The organism is Microbulbifer maximicatervae (SeqCode) (assembly GCF_052467955.1).
Map to the genome: position 1 here is coordinate 1,650,762 of NZ_CP174329.1, position 15,520 is coordinate 1,666,281.

Sequence of the window (15,520 nt, forward strand, 5' to 3'; positions counted from 1 at the left end):
ATATGATCTGAATTTTTAAAGAAAGACAGGATCTAGCCTCGAGAGAGAATTTGAAGTAAGTAATTGTTGATGTTTAAAACATAAATATCCCTAAGTGGAGTTCTGTTTAGAGAGGGCATGAATATGTCTGAATGTGGTTGCGGTGTAGAGCAAGCAGATAAATTAGAGAGAAGCACTTTAATGGTGCTGCTAGTGATCAACGCAATTATGTTTGTGTTTGAATTAATTCTTGGATGGTTTGCTCAGTCAACAGGACTGATTGCTGACTCTCTAGATATGTTGGCTGATGCTGCTGTGTATGGGATCTCTTTATTTGTTGTAGGTAGAGGGGTTATATATCAAGCTAAGGCAGCTAATGTCAGTGGAATAATTCAAATTATATTGGGATTGTGGGTGTTGTATGAGGTTTGTAGGAGATCACTTTTTGGAAGCGAGCCAGAAAGTATACTAATGATATCAATAGGGGCCTCTGCCTTGTTAGCAAATGTTGTTTGCCTCCTAATAATATCAAAGTATAGGGAAGGGGGTGTACATATGAGAGCCGCTTGGATTTTTTCAGCCAATGATGTTGTCGCAAATTTAGGAGTGATTGTGTCAGGACTACTAGTGGCGGTAATCGATAGTCGTTTTCCTGATCTTGCTATAGGCTTAATAATTTCGGCTGTTGTCACTCGAGGTGGTTTTTTGATTCTTAAAGAGGCGAGGGAGTCCACTCGAAAAGCCAAAATATCCTAAGTGACCTTAAGGTTTTAATAGTATGAGTAATATCAACTTCTTAGTGGCTTGTCTAAAATAGTTTGTAGATCAATGGGAGTCTTACCTGAAGATGCTTGTCACTAATTTCTGAGAGCAAAAGATGCAATGATCCCTTAAGGTTTGAGTTGGCGAACTTATGAGTGCTTTTCTCTCATAGAGCAGTTTTGTGCATCCATTTTAATGCGTTATGACATGACGCACTTTTTTCACCTTTGACCTAGATGGTCTAGGCAGAAATTTTATTATTATATGCTGCCGAATATTCCCTTACAGCCTCCAAAGGATCTAGTCGAAGTATTGTTAGGTGTTGAATATCTTTCATTGGGGCATAAAAGCCTAAGAAGTCCTCAAGTGTTTTTTTTATAGCTCTAAATTTTTAGCCGACTGTAACTAAAAATTGATACGTACCTTCTGTTGAAAAGAATATTGAGCCGCGACATTAATGTCTACTAGGTGAGCTTCATGGCAAAGTATGGTGCAATGCTTTAGATCGGTGATTTGATCTATATCTCTTCAGTCTTAAAGCCGTATGGCAAATAATTGTCGAGCAGCTGTTTCATCGAGTTAGATGTTTCAGAAAGTTCTCTGTCGCTCATATTCTATAGGTAATATTGGTAATGATAACGATTTTCAATTAAGTGTGTGGTTCTGTGCCTGTAAAAATTTATACTCTTCATAACTTCCGGTCTAGTGGATACTTTTGGTGGGAAAGTTGAGTTTAATAATTTAACACTAAGTTAGGGTGAAGTATGGGGCTTAATTGGGAGGTGGCTCGGAGGTACTAGGAAGGTGTTCTGTTTCTTTTGATACTAAATATCGCCATTGCTAGATGAAATAAGAAAATGTTACGTAGATTGCGTGTGCCGTATGCTCTCTCATTTTGCAAAGTACTCCTAAAGTTAGCTAGAAATCAGATCTTATCTTCAGCCACATCTACGAGGTTTGGTATGCGCTTTATAATTGAAGCCGATTTTGTAGTGCTTCTTTAAGCTGGCCGGCAAAGATAATGTTTTTCAGTTCATCGGCGGATGTAGGTAAATCTATCCCTGGTGCTCAGCTTTCAGCATTTTTAGTTTGGTGGATGCTTCTAAAGTGCCTGCTGAATAGATATTTTCCCATGGTAATAAAATGTGTAAGCACGATTGGGTATTTCTGAGGGATGTCTAAAGCGGTATTCTGGTTTTTTGTGTGTTGAAAATGGCCATTGTTTCTGTGGTTTTAATTGTGCAATAGGGAATCTCGCAAAGATAATGTGGATAATTTTTTATTGATAGTTAAAAAATAAAGAGTAATAAATAGATTATTATGGATGGTTGTCATAAATGAGACTGAGTTTTCTATTTTAGTCATGAGAATTAATGGCGTTTAGTTGGTGTAGGTAAAAGAAAAGGAGGTGGAAGTACAGTTGCGCCTTACTTGGTACTATTCTCCTTAAAGTAGATCGTTGTAATAAAAAAATATCCAATAAATTACTTGGTGTTGCGGGGCGTGTTGTTAATTGTGGTGTGGTTTATATGAATGTGATGTATCAATCTTTACTTAAAAATACGAATTTTCTGCTGAAAAATAGCAGGGAGATTAAAGATTGAGGAAAAACGACAATGTAAGCTTGAATATTTGTGCGAATTTACTCTACCCCTAAGATTGAATTAATTCTATTAAGCTTGTCATCAAATAGTTTATATTTGTTAATTGGCTGGTCACAATATGTTACCAAAATATAAGCTGTAATTTGCTGTAATTGGCGGCAAGGTGCTTTCTTGGGTTTCCCGTTGGGAGTCGGAGTTCAGGTGTGAGTGCAAGCTTCAATAGTAAAAAAAATATGTATAAAGCCTGTTCGTTTTGTTGTGAGTTCATGATCGCAAGATGATTTTTATGTGATTGGCGGACCGATTGTTCTGGCTAATTTTTAGAGGTAATTTGAAGGGGTAAGATTGTAAGTGGGTGTAAGTGAGAGGGGCTGGTCATGTAGCAAAAAAAAAACCATACTACGCGGCAAGAAAAATAAAAAAATAAAGAAAATTACTTTGAAGTGATTGTTAAAATTTCTAATGTGTTTAATATTTCTCTCGGAAAATAATAAATAGAATCGATAAGTAGAGACTCTTGATGGTGGTCAAAGATTTACCCGGCAGATTTACCCGGCAGATTTACCCGGCAGATTTACCCGGCAGATTTACCCGGCAGATTTACCCGGCAGATTTACCCGGCAGGTTTACCCGGCATGATTCCCGGATGGGTCTTTCAGTCGAGTTCTAAATTCTCTGATGTTTAAACCATTCTTAATTCAAGCTTTGAGGTTTTTGTTAAGTTTTTTGATATATATCAGCTTGATTAAAACAGTAAAAAAATAGCCTAAATGCCTCCGCATAGACGATTGAGGCCGTGTCTTATTTGACTTTAAAAATGGAGATTGAAATGTCGATACAGTTACAAAACATACTCAAGGAAAACGGGTTAGACCCTTTAAAGGTGGCACTGTCATCTGTGGCGGAACTCTATTCGATGACAGAGGATAACTTACTGGATTTCAAGACAGGCTTGATCCATGAGGCATTCGCTTATCACTATGAGAACAATGCTTTTTTCCGCTCCGCTTGCGATAGCAAAGGAGTGACACCGGATATGATCTCAACTCCAGCTGACCTGATCAAAATACCTCTGATTCCCATTGAGCTTTTTAAATCAAACGATAGCCATAAGTTACTTTCAGTCAGCCTACGTGATGTAGAGCTAGAAATGCGAAGCACAGGTACCTCTGGTATTCCCAGCGTTTCGCGCCGCTGCGCGGACACCGTTGACAATGCGGTGCTGGGGATTTACTCGATGTATCGCGAATTCCTAAAGATCTCCAAAGGTGCCGGCCTTTATCTTTGCCCCTCAACCGAGGAAATTCCTGAAATGGGCATGATCAAGGCCCTCAATATGCTCGCAGGTCTGCTGGACACTCATAGATTCATGGTTCGGCAAGAATCTTTTAAGCCCGAAGAGGCCTTAGAACAGCTTGAGGATTGGAATGATAAATTCAGTCGCCATTTGATTGGTCCTCCATTCCTGATCAATCGTTTTATCAGCTACCTCAAAGCTACCAACACCCGAATTAAACTCGATAAGAGTAGTTACATCATCACTCTTGGGGGGTGGAAGCGCTTCTCAGGCCAGATGTTGTCACGTGCAGAATTCAACAGTGAATGTATCGAGTACTTGGGCGTTGAAGAGAGCCAGATCCGTGACATCTACGCCTTGGTTGAATCCAATGTCATTGCTATTGACGATGAGTATGGAATCAAGCATGTCTCCCCCTTCGTTCATTTCTCGGTAAGAGACCCCAAACAACTAGATCGAGAGGTCGAACCGGGCCAGACCGGCCAATTGGCAATTCTTGACCCTCTCGCACGTTCGACGCCTGGTTTCATGCTTACTGAGGACTTGGTGCGACTGTTGCCTGAAGCGAGTCGTTCGGGAAGAAGTGGTCAACGCATGCAGTATGTAATGCGCCTACCTGAGTCAAAAGAATTTGGTTGCTGTGCGGTTAATTTAGATAAGCGGCTTGAAGATTTGGACGCAGAGCAGGCTGCTAGCGGCAGTTGTCCAGTCGTCGCCTAATTACAGCTGTCCAAGATGGAGCTACAACATGTACAACGACATCATCATTGACAACTTTTCCGACCCGGCTCATGTCGGTGATATCAACGAACCCAATTACGAATATGAAATTGGCAATCCAGTATGTGGAGATCGGATTCGCGTTCAGATCAACATCACCAATGGACTGATTGACAGTGCTCGCTTTAGAGCTTGGGGCTGCGCTACTTCGGTGGCGACGGCCAACATTTTCTGTGCCTCGCTTGAGGGGTTGGCACCGGAACAGCTTGCCGGGAGAACAAGTAGCGAAATAGAAGGCATGCTTGGTGAACTAGAGCCATCACAACACCATTGTGTTGAGATTTTGCAGCAGCTTCATCATAGGTTGCTGAGCTTAGTTGGCAAAGATTGTCGGGAGGTGATGCCATGACAAATGCTCACTCGATTGAGGGTTACTTCGACTACAACGCCACAACCCCGGTGTCGGAGGCTGTAGCTACGGCTATGTCCTCTGCGCTTCGGCTCTTTGCTAATCCATCGGGGCGTACGCTTCCTTCGACCAGTAATCGTGAGCTAATCCAGCGAGCAAAGACCCATGTCGCTAGCCTACTGGGTACCGCGCCGGAAAAAGTTTTCTTTACCTCCGGCGGTTCTGAAGCCAATAACTGGGCTATTAAAGGAAGCCTGATGAACGACCTGGGTAGGGCCGGCCATATCCTAACCACGGCGATTGAGCACCCTTCAGTTCTAGAAACTATCCGATACTGCGCCCACCAATTCGGATTCGAAGTCACCTGCTTGAAGCCGGGACCGAGTGGCGCCGTCAGTTTTGAGGCTGTCGCTGAAGCTATCCGGCCTGACACCAGATTGATTTCCATGATGTATGCGAACAATGAAACCGGCGTTATTCAACCTGTGGATCAGGTGGCAAGGCTGACCCGCTCCCGAGGCATTCCGTTCCATGTCGACGCAGTGCAAGCAGTAGGTAAGCGGCCTCTTGATGTCGAGGCATTAGGTGCTGATTTTGTTTCTTTTTCCGCACACAAATTCTATGGTCCCAAGGGTATTGGCGGCCTATATATCCAGAATATAGATCGCATATCTCCCTTGATTCATGGTGGTGGACAAGAGATGGCAATGCGCTCTGGTACCGAGAATTTGGTCGCTATCGCCGGACTCGGTGAGGCTGCTGACGAATGTCGCAGGGAGCTTGAGTACTGGGATCATCACTGTCTGAAGTGCAAACAGCACTTGATCGAACAGCTTGGCAAATCCTCTATCGAAACACATATCAATGGTGCTAGTCATTATGAGGGGGCGATTTCCAATACCTTAAACCTATCGATTCCAGGCATTCGGGGTGAGGCGCTTGCTCTGTTAATGGAAAAGAAAGATGGGATTGTGGTGTCGATTGGCTCTGCATGCAGTAACAACAAGACCCGTCAACTATCGCCTGTATTACAAGGAATGGGGCTAAGTGATGAAGAAATACAAAGTGCGATCAGGATTAGCTTCGGCCGCTTTACCAGCCTTGATGATATAGATCGTTTTGTTGATTCATTGCAGCGGTGCGTGGCACAGCTCAAAAGCATGAGCTTTAAAGGGTGAGGAGTTGGGCTCATGACGGATAAGATTTTTCCAGCTCAGCGCTTCATGGATCAGTTCGCCCGACACGTGGTTAATGAGCCTAGCCGTACCGCCTGCGTATTCCAGCCTCATGGGCCTGATAGTGCTCTATCGCTGAGTTACGGTGAACTGAATCAGCAGGTACTGGAACGGGCCCGACTGTTAGTCGAGCGCGGATATAGAGGCCAGCCGCTTGCTCTGCTTTTCCCTGCTGGTCTTGATTTTGTGGTCAACTTCCTCGCCTGCCTCGCGGCTGGCGTCATTGCTGTACCCCTGAACCTGAGTCGCAATGCTCAGCAATTAGAGCGCACTGTTCGTATTCTTGGTGATGCAAAGACCAAAGCCATTCTGACGACCGCTGAGACTCGTGAACAGCTATTTGAGCAATTAGCAGAATTACCGGCGATTAATTTGGGCGACCAGGCCTGGATTGATGAGCAGCAGGTTGGTGCTGCTAAAGATGTAGAGTTACCTCTTCCGGCTCCAGATGAGTTGGCGTTTGTTCAGTACACCTCAGGCTCTACTGATCTACCCAAAGGTGTGATGGTAAGTCACGCCAACATTATCGATAACCAATTGGCTATCCAGCAGGCGTGTGGCCACCGCGAAGGTGTAATTGCTGGCGGCTGGCTGCCACAGTTCCACGATATGGGACTGATAGGCCATATGCTGCAGCCATTGTTCCTTGGTGGTACCTACGTCTTCATGCCACCGATGAAGTTCGTTCAGCGTCCACGCCGGTGGTTAGAATTGATATCTCACTATCGAATTCATAGCTCTGCTGCACCTAATTTTGGCTATGAGCACTGCATCAAGTTCATAGGTGAGCGAGAGGACTTATCGGGATTAGACCTGAGTTGCTGGAAGGTGGCTTTGAATGGCTCTGAGCCTGTCAGCGCCGACACTATGAGGATATTTGCTGAACGTTTCCAGCCTTACGGTTTTTCCTCTACTGCTTTCTTTCCCTGCTACGGCATGGCTGAAACCACTTTGTTTGTCTCTGGAGGACCGAAAGGCGTAGGCATTGAAACCCTGGCTTTCGATCCCGCAGCATTTGACTCTGGTCGACTGCAATCTACTGGTGAGGGGCGTCAAGTGGTTAGCTGCGGTCGTATCACGCCAAGGATGATTTTGAAGGTTGTTGATCCGGAGAGTGGCCGGCTAGCAGATGAGGGTTGTATTGGTGAGATATGGATTAGTGGTGCCTCAATAGCACAAGGTTATCTTAACAACCTTGAGATTAGTAAGCAGCAATTCGGTGCTCGTATATCGCCCTGCGACGGTCATTATTACCTCAAAACCGGGGACATGGGCTTCGTCCGTGACAATAAGTTGTATATCACCGGGCGGATTAAGGAAATGTTAATCCTGCGCGGCCGCAACCTTTATCCATACGATATTGAACGTACCTGTAGTGACCATCCTGATGCGGCAGGCAATAACGGAGCCTCGGTTTTCACTGTGGATAGCAATGGCCAAAACCGACTGGCAGCCATTGTTGAGATTCGCCGCCACGCCTTTCTTAACCGAAACCACGATGAACTCCGACAGGAGCTGCGTGAGGCAGTGATGTTGGCACATGATGTCGCCCTCGACCAGCTTTTGCTGGTCAAGCCTGGCGGTATTCCGAAAACCACCAGCGGCAAAGTTCGTAGGACTGCCTGCAGGGATCTGATTGCAGCCGAAGAGGCGCAGCTCGCATGAACCGTTGATAGGAAATATAAGATGACGAATGAATTTAGAATGAAAAACCTGGTGGAACAGATCACAGATTTTATCGCTGCTAAGACACCAGAATTTTCGATTGATAAGCACAGTGACACCTCTTTCTCAAGTCTAGGTCTAGACTCGGCAGACCATGTCCAGCTATCGACTATGGTGGAGGACCACCTCTCTGTTGACATCGATCCGACGCTAGCCTTCGACTACCCAACGATTAACGCTCTTGTGGCACATCTCGAAAAGAATTTTTCAAGAACAGCTTTGGAGCGCAGTTGATGTCGCGACTTGATTGCATAGTTATCGGTGGAGGCCAGTTCGGTCTTCACACCGCACGAATGCTGCAGCAGGCTGATCTCAACTACCTTCTGCTTGAACGGGATAGTATTGGCGACGTTTGGCGTAACCGGCTCGAAGGTATGAAGCTATTCACTTCACGTCAATTCTGTGCCCTGCCAGGACTAGCCTTTCCGGGCGATCCTGAGGGCTTCCCGACTACAGTAGAAATAGCTGATTATTTGGTCAGCTATGCAGGCCACTTTGATCTTCAGGTTCGAGAAGGCTGTGAAGTTGTTGGTCTCGATCGCCTTTCGAACGGCAGTTTTCAGGTCGACCTTGCCGACGGCACGTCTCTGCTCGCCACCAGTATCGTCAATGCAACTGGTGCTAATCAGATACCCCAGGTGCCGGCGATAAGTTCCCAACTTGCTGGAGAGGTGCAGCAACTAGACGGTAGTCTCGCCTCAACCGATGTCATTTCTGATGGCCACACTGTTGCCGTTATTGGGGATGGTGCTACTGGGCGTCAGATCGTGGACCGGCTAGCGGGACGTTGCAATGTGTTTTTGGCCACGGGTTCCCCACGTGGCCTGCCTCCCAACCGTTTGTTCGGACGTGATATTTTTTGGTGGCTTGATCGCTTGCGTATCCTTTCCGCCGATAAGAACAGCCTCATCGCGAAGATATTAAAAAAGCGTAACCCTGTCCCCTGTGGTGAATACAACAATAGACGGCTGAAGGCTAAAGGCGTAAAGATTGTTGGCCGTGCTTTGGAGTGCTCTGGCCGTCAAATCCGTTTCGACTCCGTCGGTTGGCATGACATAGATACAGTGATTTGGGCAACAGGCTATTGCGACCGAACGAGCTGGCTAAAGTTGCCGCACTGTGTCGATGAGAGGGGCTTCATTGAAAACTATGGAAGGACTCCAGAGCCTGGGCTTTTCTTAGTGGGACGTAAATGGCTTAGTTGTCGAGCGTCGGAGCTGGTAATGGGGGTTGAGAAGGATGTAGAGCGAGTAATGGTGCCGCTGCGAGCCTTTTTATCCGAAAGGAAAGAAATACCTTGAACAAAAATATAAAGACCGATTGGATCATTCGCTCTGGCGCCAGTAAGTGGCTATTAGCGCTGGTGCTGTTGCTCACATTGATGTCGGCTGTTGGCCTAAAACGGATGGGGCTGGCCAGTGATTATCGCGTTTTCTTCGATGATAACGATCGTGACCTACTGCGCTTGGAGCAGATGCAAGATACTTATAGCACGACTGATAACGTGTTCATCATGATTGAACCGGTGGATGACAACATCTACAACCAGCGTACTCTGAGCCTTATACATGAAATGACACGCGCGTTGTGGCGGACGGCCCATGTCTCTCGAGTAGATTCGCTAACGAACTTCCCCTATAGCTCTGCTGAAGACGATGATATTTTGATTGAGGAGTTCGTCTACGAGCTTGACGAATTGACGCCGCAAAGGATCGCCTTTATTGAAACTGCCGCTAGTAGTGAGAGGGACTTGGTTGGCAATTTGGTTAGTAAGAACGGACGATTTACCGCGATCAATGCGACCATTCGGTTGCCAGGGTTAGACCATAAGGCCGAAGTGCTAGCCGTTACCGGTGCTGTCGATGAATTGATTAAGTCATTCAAGATGGAATATCCGGATCATCGTTTTTTTGTCACCGGTGTGGTGGAGATGAACGGTGCCTTTTTCCAGGCGGCAAAAAAAGACTTCATCACGCTGATACCGTTGATGATCCTTTTTGTGCTGGTCAGCGCTGCTCTAATTCTCGGATCACCTGCTGCAGGTGGCGCTATTTTGACGGTAGTAGTGTTGGCACTGCTAGGGTCTTTGGGTCTAGCTGGTTGGCTCGGTATTCAATTGTCTGCGCCATCAGTATCGGCTCCAATCATCATGTTCACGGTGATAGTAGCGTCGGCCATCCACATCCTCAGCTATATTCAGCGCCAGATACGCAGTGGTGTTTCTCGTGAAGAAGCAGTCTTGCAATCCTACCGGCGCAATCTCAAGCCGATTGCGGTGAGCCATGTCACTACTATTATCGGTTTTCTGGCGATGAATTTCAGTGACTCACCGCCGTTTCGAGATCTTGGCAATATAGTTGCCTTAGGTGTGCTCTTCTCGCTACTTTTGTCGTTGACGGTTCTACCACAGCTTCTGCTGCGTATTCGTTTTTCAACGCGGGAAACAGGTGCCAACCGACTGATTAATCGCATGGCTTTGTTGTCAGGCTGGGTTATCGCTTACCGCCAGCGGATATTGTGGCTAATGCTACCTTTGTCCCTATGCGTCGCTGCACTCAGTCCATTGAATCAATTAAACGATGATTTAATCCGCTATTTTGATGAGTCGCAGCCCTTCCGTGCTGATTCTGAACGTATCGATCGCCACTTTTCTGGTATTTATACAATCGATTACTCGCTCTCGGTACCAGAGCAGAACGGTATGTTTCAGCCAGAGTTTTTACAGTTTCTTGATACATTCGATGACTGGCTACATGAGCAGCCAGAAGTTTTTACAACTGCAAGCCCCCTGCACCGAATCAAGGATCTTAACCGTTTGATGAATGGTGGTGATGAGGACTCTTACCGGTTACCTGGCGATACAATTACCGCTGCACAGCAGTTCCTGCTATACGAGATGTCGTTGCCGTTTGGTCGTGATGTGACCCATCAGGTGAATTTGAATAAATCCTCGGTGAAACTGACTGCACGATTAAAGAATCTAAGCTCGGTGGGCTTAATTGCTTTTGAAAAACGGGTCGAAGAGTGGTTATTGCAAAACCAACCTCGCTCCATTGATATCTATCACAGCAGTCCCGCAGTGATTTTTTCCCACATTGGTCAATCAAATATTGTAAGTCTCCTTGAAGGTGCCTCGCTAGCGTTTGTGGTGATTTCATTGACGTTGATGCTGGTATTCCGCTCACTCGATATTGGTCTATTGAGCTTGGTTCCAAACCTGCTTCCAGTCGCGGCAGCATTTGGATTTTGGTATCTCGTTAATGGTCAAATCTCAATGGGGCTGGCTGGGGTGTCGGCAATGGCGATCGGCATAATCGTCGATGATACAGTTCACTTCCTCTATCAGTATGTCAACGGTCTAAAGCGGGGGCTCAGTCCTGAAGATAGCGTAAGCGAAACCATTAGTAAGACTATGGGTGGGATCGTGATTAGCTCAATGCTGCTAGTGATAGGCTTCCTTCTATTGTCGACCTCGGCGTTCGAGAAAAATGCCCAGATGGGTATGCTCACGGGGATGTCTATTGTGTTGGCATTGGTGTTTGACTTGATATTACTACCGGCCTTGGTTCTAACCTTTATGCGCAGGACACGTACGTCGAACCTGCAATTTCGTACCGACAAGGAACTAAATAATGCGAACTGATTACCGTCTCCTCCTTCCAGTGACAATACTTTGTGGCCTAATCGGTTTGCCGGTTCAAGGCGCTGCTAGCGATGTTAGAAAGGGGCGGGAGGTCGCAGTGGCAGTGGATAACCGTGATCTTGGTTACGGCGACAGTGTTGCCGAATTGACGATGATTCTACGCAACAGGGCCGGAGATGAAACTCGACGTGAACTGCAGATCAGCTCACTTGAGAGTCACGAGGGTGGAGACAAATCGTTAATCCGCTTCAATTTTCCTGCCGATATCCGGGGCACGGCGCTTCTAACGCATCCGCAGTTAGAGGATACCGATAAGCAGTGGTTATATTTGCCTGCCTATTCCCGTATTAAGAGGATCTCATCTCGCAATAAGAGTGGTGCGTTCGTCGGTAGTGAGTTTTCGTTCGAGGACTTGTCTGATAAGGCGGTCGACGATTTCCGCTATACCTACGTGAGAGAGGAATCATGCGAAGATGGTGCCCTGGTTTGTGACGTAATTGACCGAGTGCCAGAAGACTCTCACTCTGCATATAGCCGGCAGCGGGTCTGGGTTGATCAGAGTGCTCGACGTATCTTCCGTATAGACTATTTCGACCGTAAGGAAACGCTGCTCAAGACTTTTTCCGCAAGGGATTTTCGCCTCTACGACGATCGTTATTGGAGGCCCATGGAGGTGGTTATGCATAATCAGCAGAGTGGAAACGTAACGATCTTAAGCTATAGCCGCATCGAGTTTGGTACCGGTCTCTCAGTTGCGAATTTCCATCGCAATACACTCCGGGATTAAGGGTATGGGGGTCTTGCGTTTAGCGTTTTGGGTGCAGCTGTGTCTAAGCCTTACCATTATGCCGGTCCTCGCAGAGGTCAAGGTTGACAAGTATTCTGTTGATATCGCGGCCACGGCTCGTATATTTGCAGAAGAGGAGTCGCTGGCCATTGATGATAGCTACCGCTTCGGACCGGGGCTGGAAATTGAAGCAAATGCTGAGGGGGATATTGGTGATACTGGCTATAAGCTGCGGTTGTTTGGTAGCTGGGATAAGCAGGATGGGGAGCGTCGTTATGCCGATATCCGCCAAGCCAGCCTTCACTGGCGCCGTGATCAGTTATCGCTGAATCTTGGTGTTAGCACTTTCTTTTGGGGCGTTTCTGAATCTCTGAATATAGTCAATGTACTTAATCAGGCTGACTTGCGCCAAGCTATCGACGGAAAGGAAAAGATGGGGCAGACCTTCGCATCTTTAGGTCTGCGTTTTGATAACGGCGAACTATCGATATTCTATCTGCCAACTTTTCGTGAGCGAGAATTTCCAGAGCGCCCGTCATTCGGACTACCGATTTCGGACCGGGCACTTTTTGAAAGCTCGAATAGAGGTGGAGATGTTGCTCTGCGAGGCCATTTTTACGCTGGTGATTTAGAAACAGGGATCGGTTACTTCAGAGGCACTAGGCGGGCGCCACTACTGGTAAGGCCTAGCCCTTCAGCGACGATGTTGACTCCCTTTTACATCGAAACCGAGAATTTTTTACTGGACACACTTTATCTCCTCGGCGACACGACCTTGAAGTTGGAAGCGAAAACTGGTCGCGAACTGGAGCAAGGTTTCTTTGCTGCAAACGTTGGCCTTGAGCACCCGATTTATTCGCTACCGGATAGTATGCAAGATCTGTCCTTGATCGCCGAATATCTAATCGACGATAGGGATGAGCAAGCTGAAACATTAGGTCAGAACGATCTCTTTGTCGGCCTTAGAGCTAGCTTCGGTGATACCGGTGACAGCGAATTTCGAGGGGTCATAAGTTATGACTTCGATAGTCATGGCAACTACCTCGACTTAGGCTTAGAACACCGTCTGAGCGATTATTTTAGAATCGAAACTCGGGCGTTTTTATTCCTCAATGTGGGCCGCAGTGATACTTGGCTGTATCCAGTACGGGATGAGGATTTTATCGAGTTTAAGTTGCATTATTCTTTTTGAGCGGACCCTATGAAGACTGGAGTTAACAGGGATATAGGTCTTTGGATTGCTACCGTGAAGGAGTTTGAAACTCTAATCGAGCATGATCCGCAAACTGTCTTCACCACAGTTAGCGAGGCTGAGCAGAAAAGATATAGTGGGATTGTTAATCGAGCGGCGGGCCTACATTTTCTGCTTGGTCGTTACCTATTGCGTTATGTTTTATCCGCTAAAAGTGGCGTAAGTATTTTGCCGGCAGATTGGGAAATTTTCCCTGATGAGCAAGGCAGGCCTAGAGTTTTAAACCAAAGTGTGGCCCCAATAAAATTTAGTATTTCTCATGCTAGTGGTGTGGTCGCGATTGCGCTTAGCTCTACCGTTGATCCAGGTATAGATCTGGAGCCCCTTGCTCGTGAACTGGGCTCAGGTCTAAATTTCAGGCATTTACTTAGTCCAGAGCAATATGACCAGGTAATGACTATCCCAAGCACTGCTCACTGTGAATTGTTAACAAGGGTTTGGTGCATTAAAGAGTCTGTGTCCAAAGTGTGTGGTTTGGGGCTTCGACTGCCTTTTTCTACGATCGAGTTTGATCTTGTATCTTTGCTTAACTCGCAACCAGCCACGTGGCTTGAGTGTAAGGTAAGAGAAATGGGGAGCTTTTGGTTTAACCTTTGCACGTTGGCGCAACGCTATTGGCTTTGTGTAGCGATGGAGTCGCCGGCGTTGTCGCCTTTGGGTCGATTGGAAACAAACCATTTTAACCTACTCAGCCGCAAGGCGTTTTAGAAACAAGACGTGGAGTTGGAAGTAGCTGCCGCACAAAATTAATTTTAGGTCCAGTTACGCTGCTTCAATGTCATTAATACAGGATGAGATGATGGACGTGCTCGAGTACATCAGGGAAAAGGAAAGGTTGCTTAGGGCTCGGATTAACAATTTGGACCTCAAAAGCACCCATGATAATCACCTGCATCAGTTGTCCTATTACATCAGTAACTTGCTTAAAAATTCATGGACTTCGAAAGCTGGGCCGGTTGTTGATCCTGCTACCAATCGTGAATTACAAGTCATTAAGAACCCTAAGGCCATCGCTTTCTACCAAGACTGGCAAGCACGTATTGGTCAGCAGATATATATTGGGCGCTGGATTGTAGTTGACCAGTCGCGCATTGACAGTTTTGCCGAAGTAACTGGAGACCGCCAGTGGATTCATATTGATCCAGAACGAGCAAGGGCTGAATCGCCGTTTGGAGGCACAATTGCCCACGGCTTTTTGGTCCTATCGCTAATTCCCGAGCTCACCGATGCTGTCAATCCGGAAAAACCGCCTTACCCTGAAGCTAGAATGATTATAAACTGCGGCCTTGAACAGGTGCGTTTTCCTTATCCAGTTAAGACTGGCAATCGTATCCGAGCTCGTACGACTTTAAAGTCCCTGGTGCCATCGAAGCGTAGTGTGGAAATGATCAATCATATTGAGGTAGAGGTTGAAGGTTCAGGTCGCCTGGTTTGTGTTGCGGATAGTGTGCTGAAACTTTACTTCTGAATTCAAAATGCACGCGCACCCTCCCGGCACTTACTAATTATCATAGGCAAACTGGGAGGAGAGTAATTCTCGATTGATCGCTCTTGCAAGAGCGCAGAATTAGCCATCTCTGGATAGAGATATGAACCTTGAGTATCTGTGATTATCGAAAGGTGTATTCCTGCTATCTGATAGGGAATTTCAGAGGCTATGGGGGCTGGGGTTTATTAATTTCCCTGGTTAAGTAGGGAAATGCAGCTGGGGGCGGCGTTAGACGTAAGACTTACCCACGTTTAGTAGACACCCTGTATAGTTAGGTTTAGGCCTAACACGGAGGTGTATCATGGGTAAGAAAAGAACTCAGGCGTATACGGAGGAGTTCCGCAGAGAAGCAGTTAAGAGAGCGGAAAAGGCTGGAGCAACAACGGCTTCTGTGGCGCGAGAGCTAGGCGTCAGCGCACAGCAGATCTACAACTGGCGTCGTCAATTTAATCGACTGTCTGATAAGCAGTTCAATAGTTTAGACGGTGTCGACTATTCCAAACAGGAAAGCGCTGAAGTTCGCAAACTCAAGAAGGAGCTGCATGAAGCTCGTCAGGAGGTTGAGTTTCTAAAAAAGGCAGCTGCGTACTTTGCGAACCACCAAGAGTAAAGTACGCA

At 46.5% G+C, this 15,520-nt stretch carries 13 protein-coding genes; all 13 read left to right on the forward strand.

What is annotated here, in order from left to right; translation table 11 throughout:
* Nucleotides 1-117 precede the first annotated feature (117 nt).
* The 13 genes from ACJJI5_RS06975 to ACJJI5_RS07035 all read left to right on the forward strand — a co-directional run bounded on the left by ACJJI5_RS06975 (nucleotide 118) and on the right by ACJJI5_RS07035 (nucleotide 15,512).
* Nucleotides 118-735, forward strand: a complete 618-nt coding sequence (locus tag ACJJI5_RS06975; protein ID WP_253868658.1) for a cation efflux transmembrane domain-containing protein — start codon at nucleotides 118-120, stop codon at nucleotides 733-735.
* A 2,439-nt stretch (nucleotides 736-3,174) separates the two neighbouring features.
* On the forward strand, nucleotides 3,175-4,362 hold the full coding sequence (locus ACJJI5_RS06980; RefSeq protein ID WP_152454489.1) for a LuxE/PaaK family acyltransferase: 1,188 nt from the start codon (nucleotides 3,175-3,177) through the stop codon (nucleotides 4,360-4,362).
* 28 nt (nucleotides 4,363-4,390) lie between these two features.
* The gene (locus ACJJI5_RS06985) at nucleotides 4,391-4,771 is read left to right on the forward strand and encodes an iron-sulfur cluster assembly scaffold protein (protein WP_152454488.1); all 381 of its coding nucleotides are present in this window, start codon (nucleotides 4,391-4,393) and stop codon (nucleotides 4,769-4,771) included.
* Nucleotides 4,768-5,949, forward strand: a complete 1,182-nt coding sequence (locus ACJJI5_RS06990; RefSeq protein WP_152454487.1) for a cysteine desulfurase family protein — start codon at nucleotides 4,768-4,770, stop codon at nucleotides 5,947-5,949. The genes ACJJI5_RS06985 and ACJJI5_RS06990 overlap by 4 nt, the downstream gene beginning before the upstream one ends.
* 12 nt (nucleotides 5,950-5,961) lie before the next feature.
* Nucleotides 5,962-7,671, forward strand: a complete 1,710-nt coding sequence (locus tag ACJJI5_RS06995; protein ID WP_152454486.1) for a fatty acyl-AMP ligase — start codon at nucleotides 5,962-5,964, stop codon at nucleotides 7,669-7,671.
* Nucleotides 7,672-7,692: 21 nt separating this feature from the next.
* The gene (locus tag ACJJI5_RS07000; protein WP_216646255.1) at nucleotides 7,693-7,965 is read left to right on the forward strand and encodes an acyl carrier protein; all 273 of its coding nucleotides are present in this window, start codon (nucleotides 7,693-7,695) and stop codon (nucleotides 7,963-7,965) included.
* Nucleotides 7,965-9,032 carry a flavin-containing monooxygenase gene (locus tag ACJJI5_RS07005; RefSeq protein ID WP_152454485.1) on the forward strand — a complete coding sequence of 356 codons (1,068 nt, stop codon included), beginning with the start codon at nucleotides 7,965-7,967 and terminating at the stop codon, nucleotides 9,030-9,032. Before ACJJI5_RS07000 ends, ACJJI5_RS07005 begins: the two co-directional genes overlap by 1 nt.
* Nucleotides 9,029-11,374 carry an efflux RND transporter permease subunit gene (locus tag ACJJI5_RS07010; RefSeq protein ID WP_152454484.1) on the forward strand — a complete coding sequence of 782 codons (2,346 nt, stop codon included), beginning with the start codon at nucleotides 9,029-9,031 and terminating at the stop codon, nucleotides 11,372-11,374. The genes ACJJI5_RS07005 and ACJJI5_RS07010 overlap by 4 nt, the downstream gene beginning before the upstream one ends.
* Entirely contained in the window at nucleotides 11,364-12,161 is a 798-nt protein-coding gene (locus ACJJI5_RS07015) for an outer membrane lipoprotein-sorting protein (RefSeq protein WP_152454483.1), read from the forward strand. Before ACJJI5_RS07010 ends, ACJJI5_RS07015 begins: the two co-directional genes overlap by 11 nt.
* A 4-nt stretch (nucleotides 12,162-12,165) precedes the next feature.
* Nucleotides 12,166-13,353: a hypothetical protein gene (locus tag ACJJI5_RS07020; protein ID WP_152454482.1), complete on the forward strand. Its 1,188-nt coding sequence runs from the start codon at nucleotides 12,166-12,168 to the stop codon at nucleotides 13,351-13,353.
* 54 nt (nucleotides 13,354-13,407) lie between these two features.
* Nucleotides 13,408-14,121: a 4'-phosphopantetheinyl transferase family protein gene (locus ACJJI5_RS07025; RefSeq protein WP_172975418.1), complete on the forward strand. Its 714-nt coding sequence runs from the start codon at nucleotides 13,408-13,410 to the stop codon at nucleotides 14,119-14,121.
* 67 nt (nucleotides 14,122-14,188) lie between these two features.
* The gene (locus tag ACJJI5_RS07030; protein WP_282933835.1) at nucleotides 14,189-14,881 is read left to right on the forward strand and encodes a MaoC family dehydratase; all 693 of its coding nucleotides are present in this window, start codon (nucleotides 14,189-14,191) and stop codon (nucleotides 14,879-14,881) included.
* 322 nt (nucleotides 14,882-15,203) lie between these two features.
* The gene (locus ACJJI5_RS07035) at nucleotides 15,204-15,512 is read left to right on the forward strand and encodes a transposase (RefSeq protein ID WP_282933834.1); all 309 of its coding nucleotides are present in this window, start codon (nucleotides 15,204-15,206) and stop codon (nucleotides 15,510-15,512) included.
* The last annotated feature ends 8 nt before the right edge of the window (nucleotides 15,513-15,520 follow it).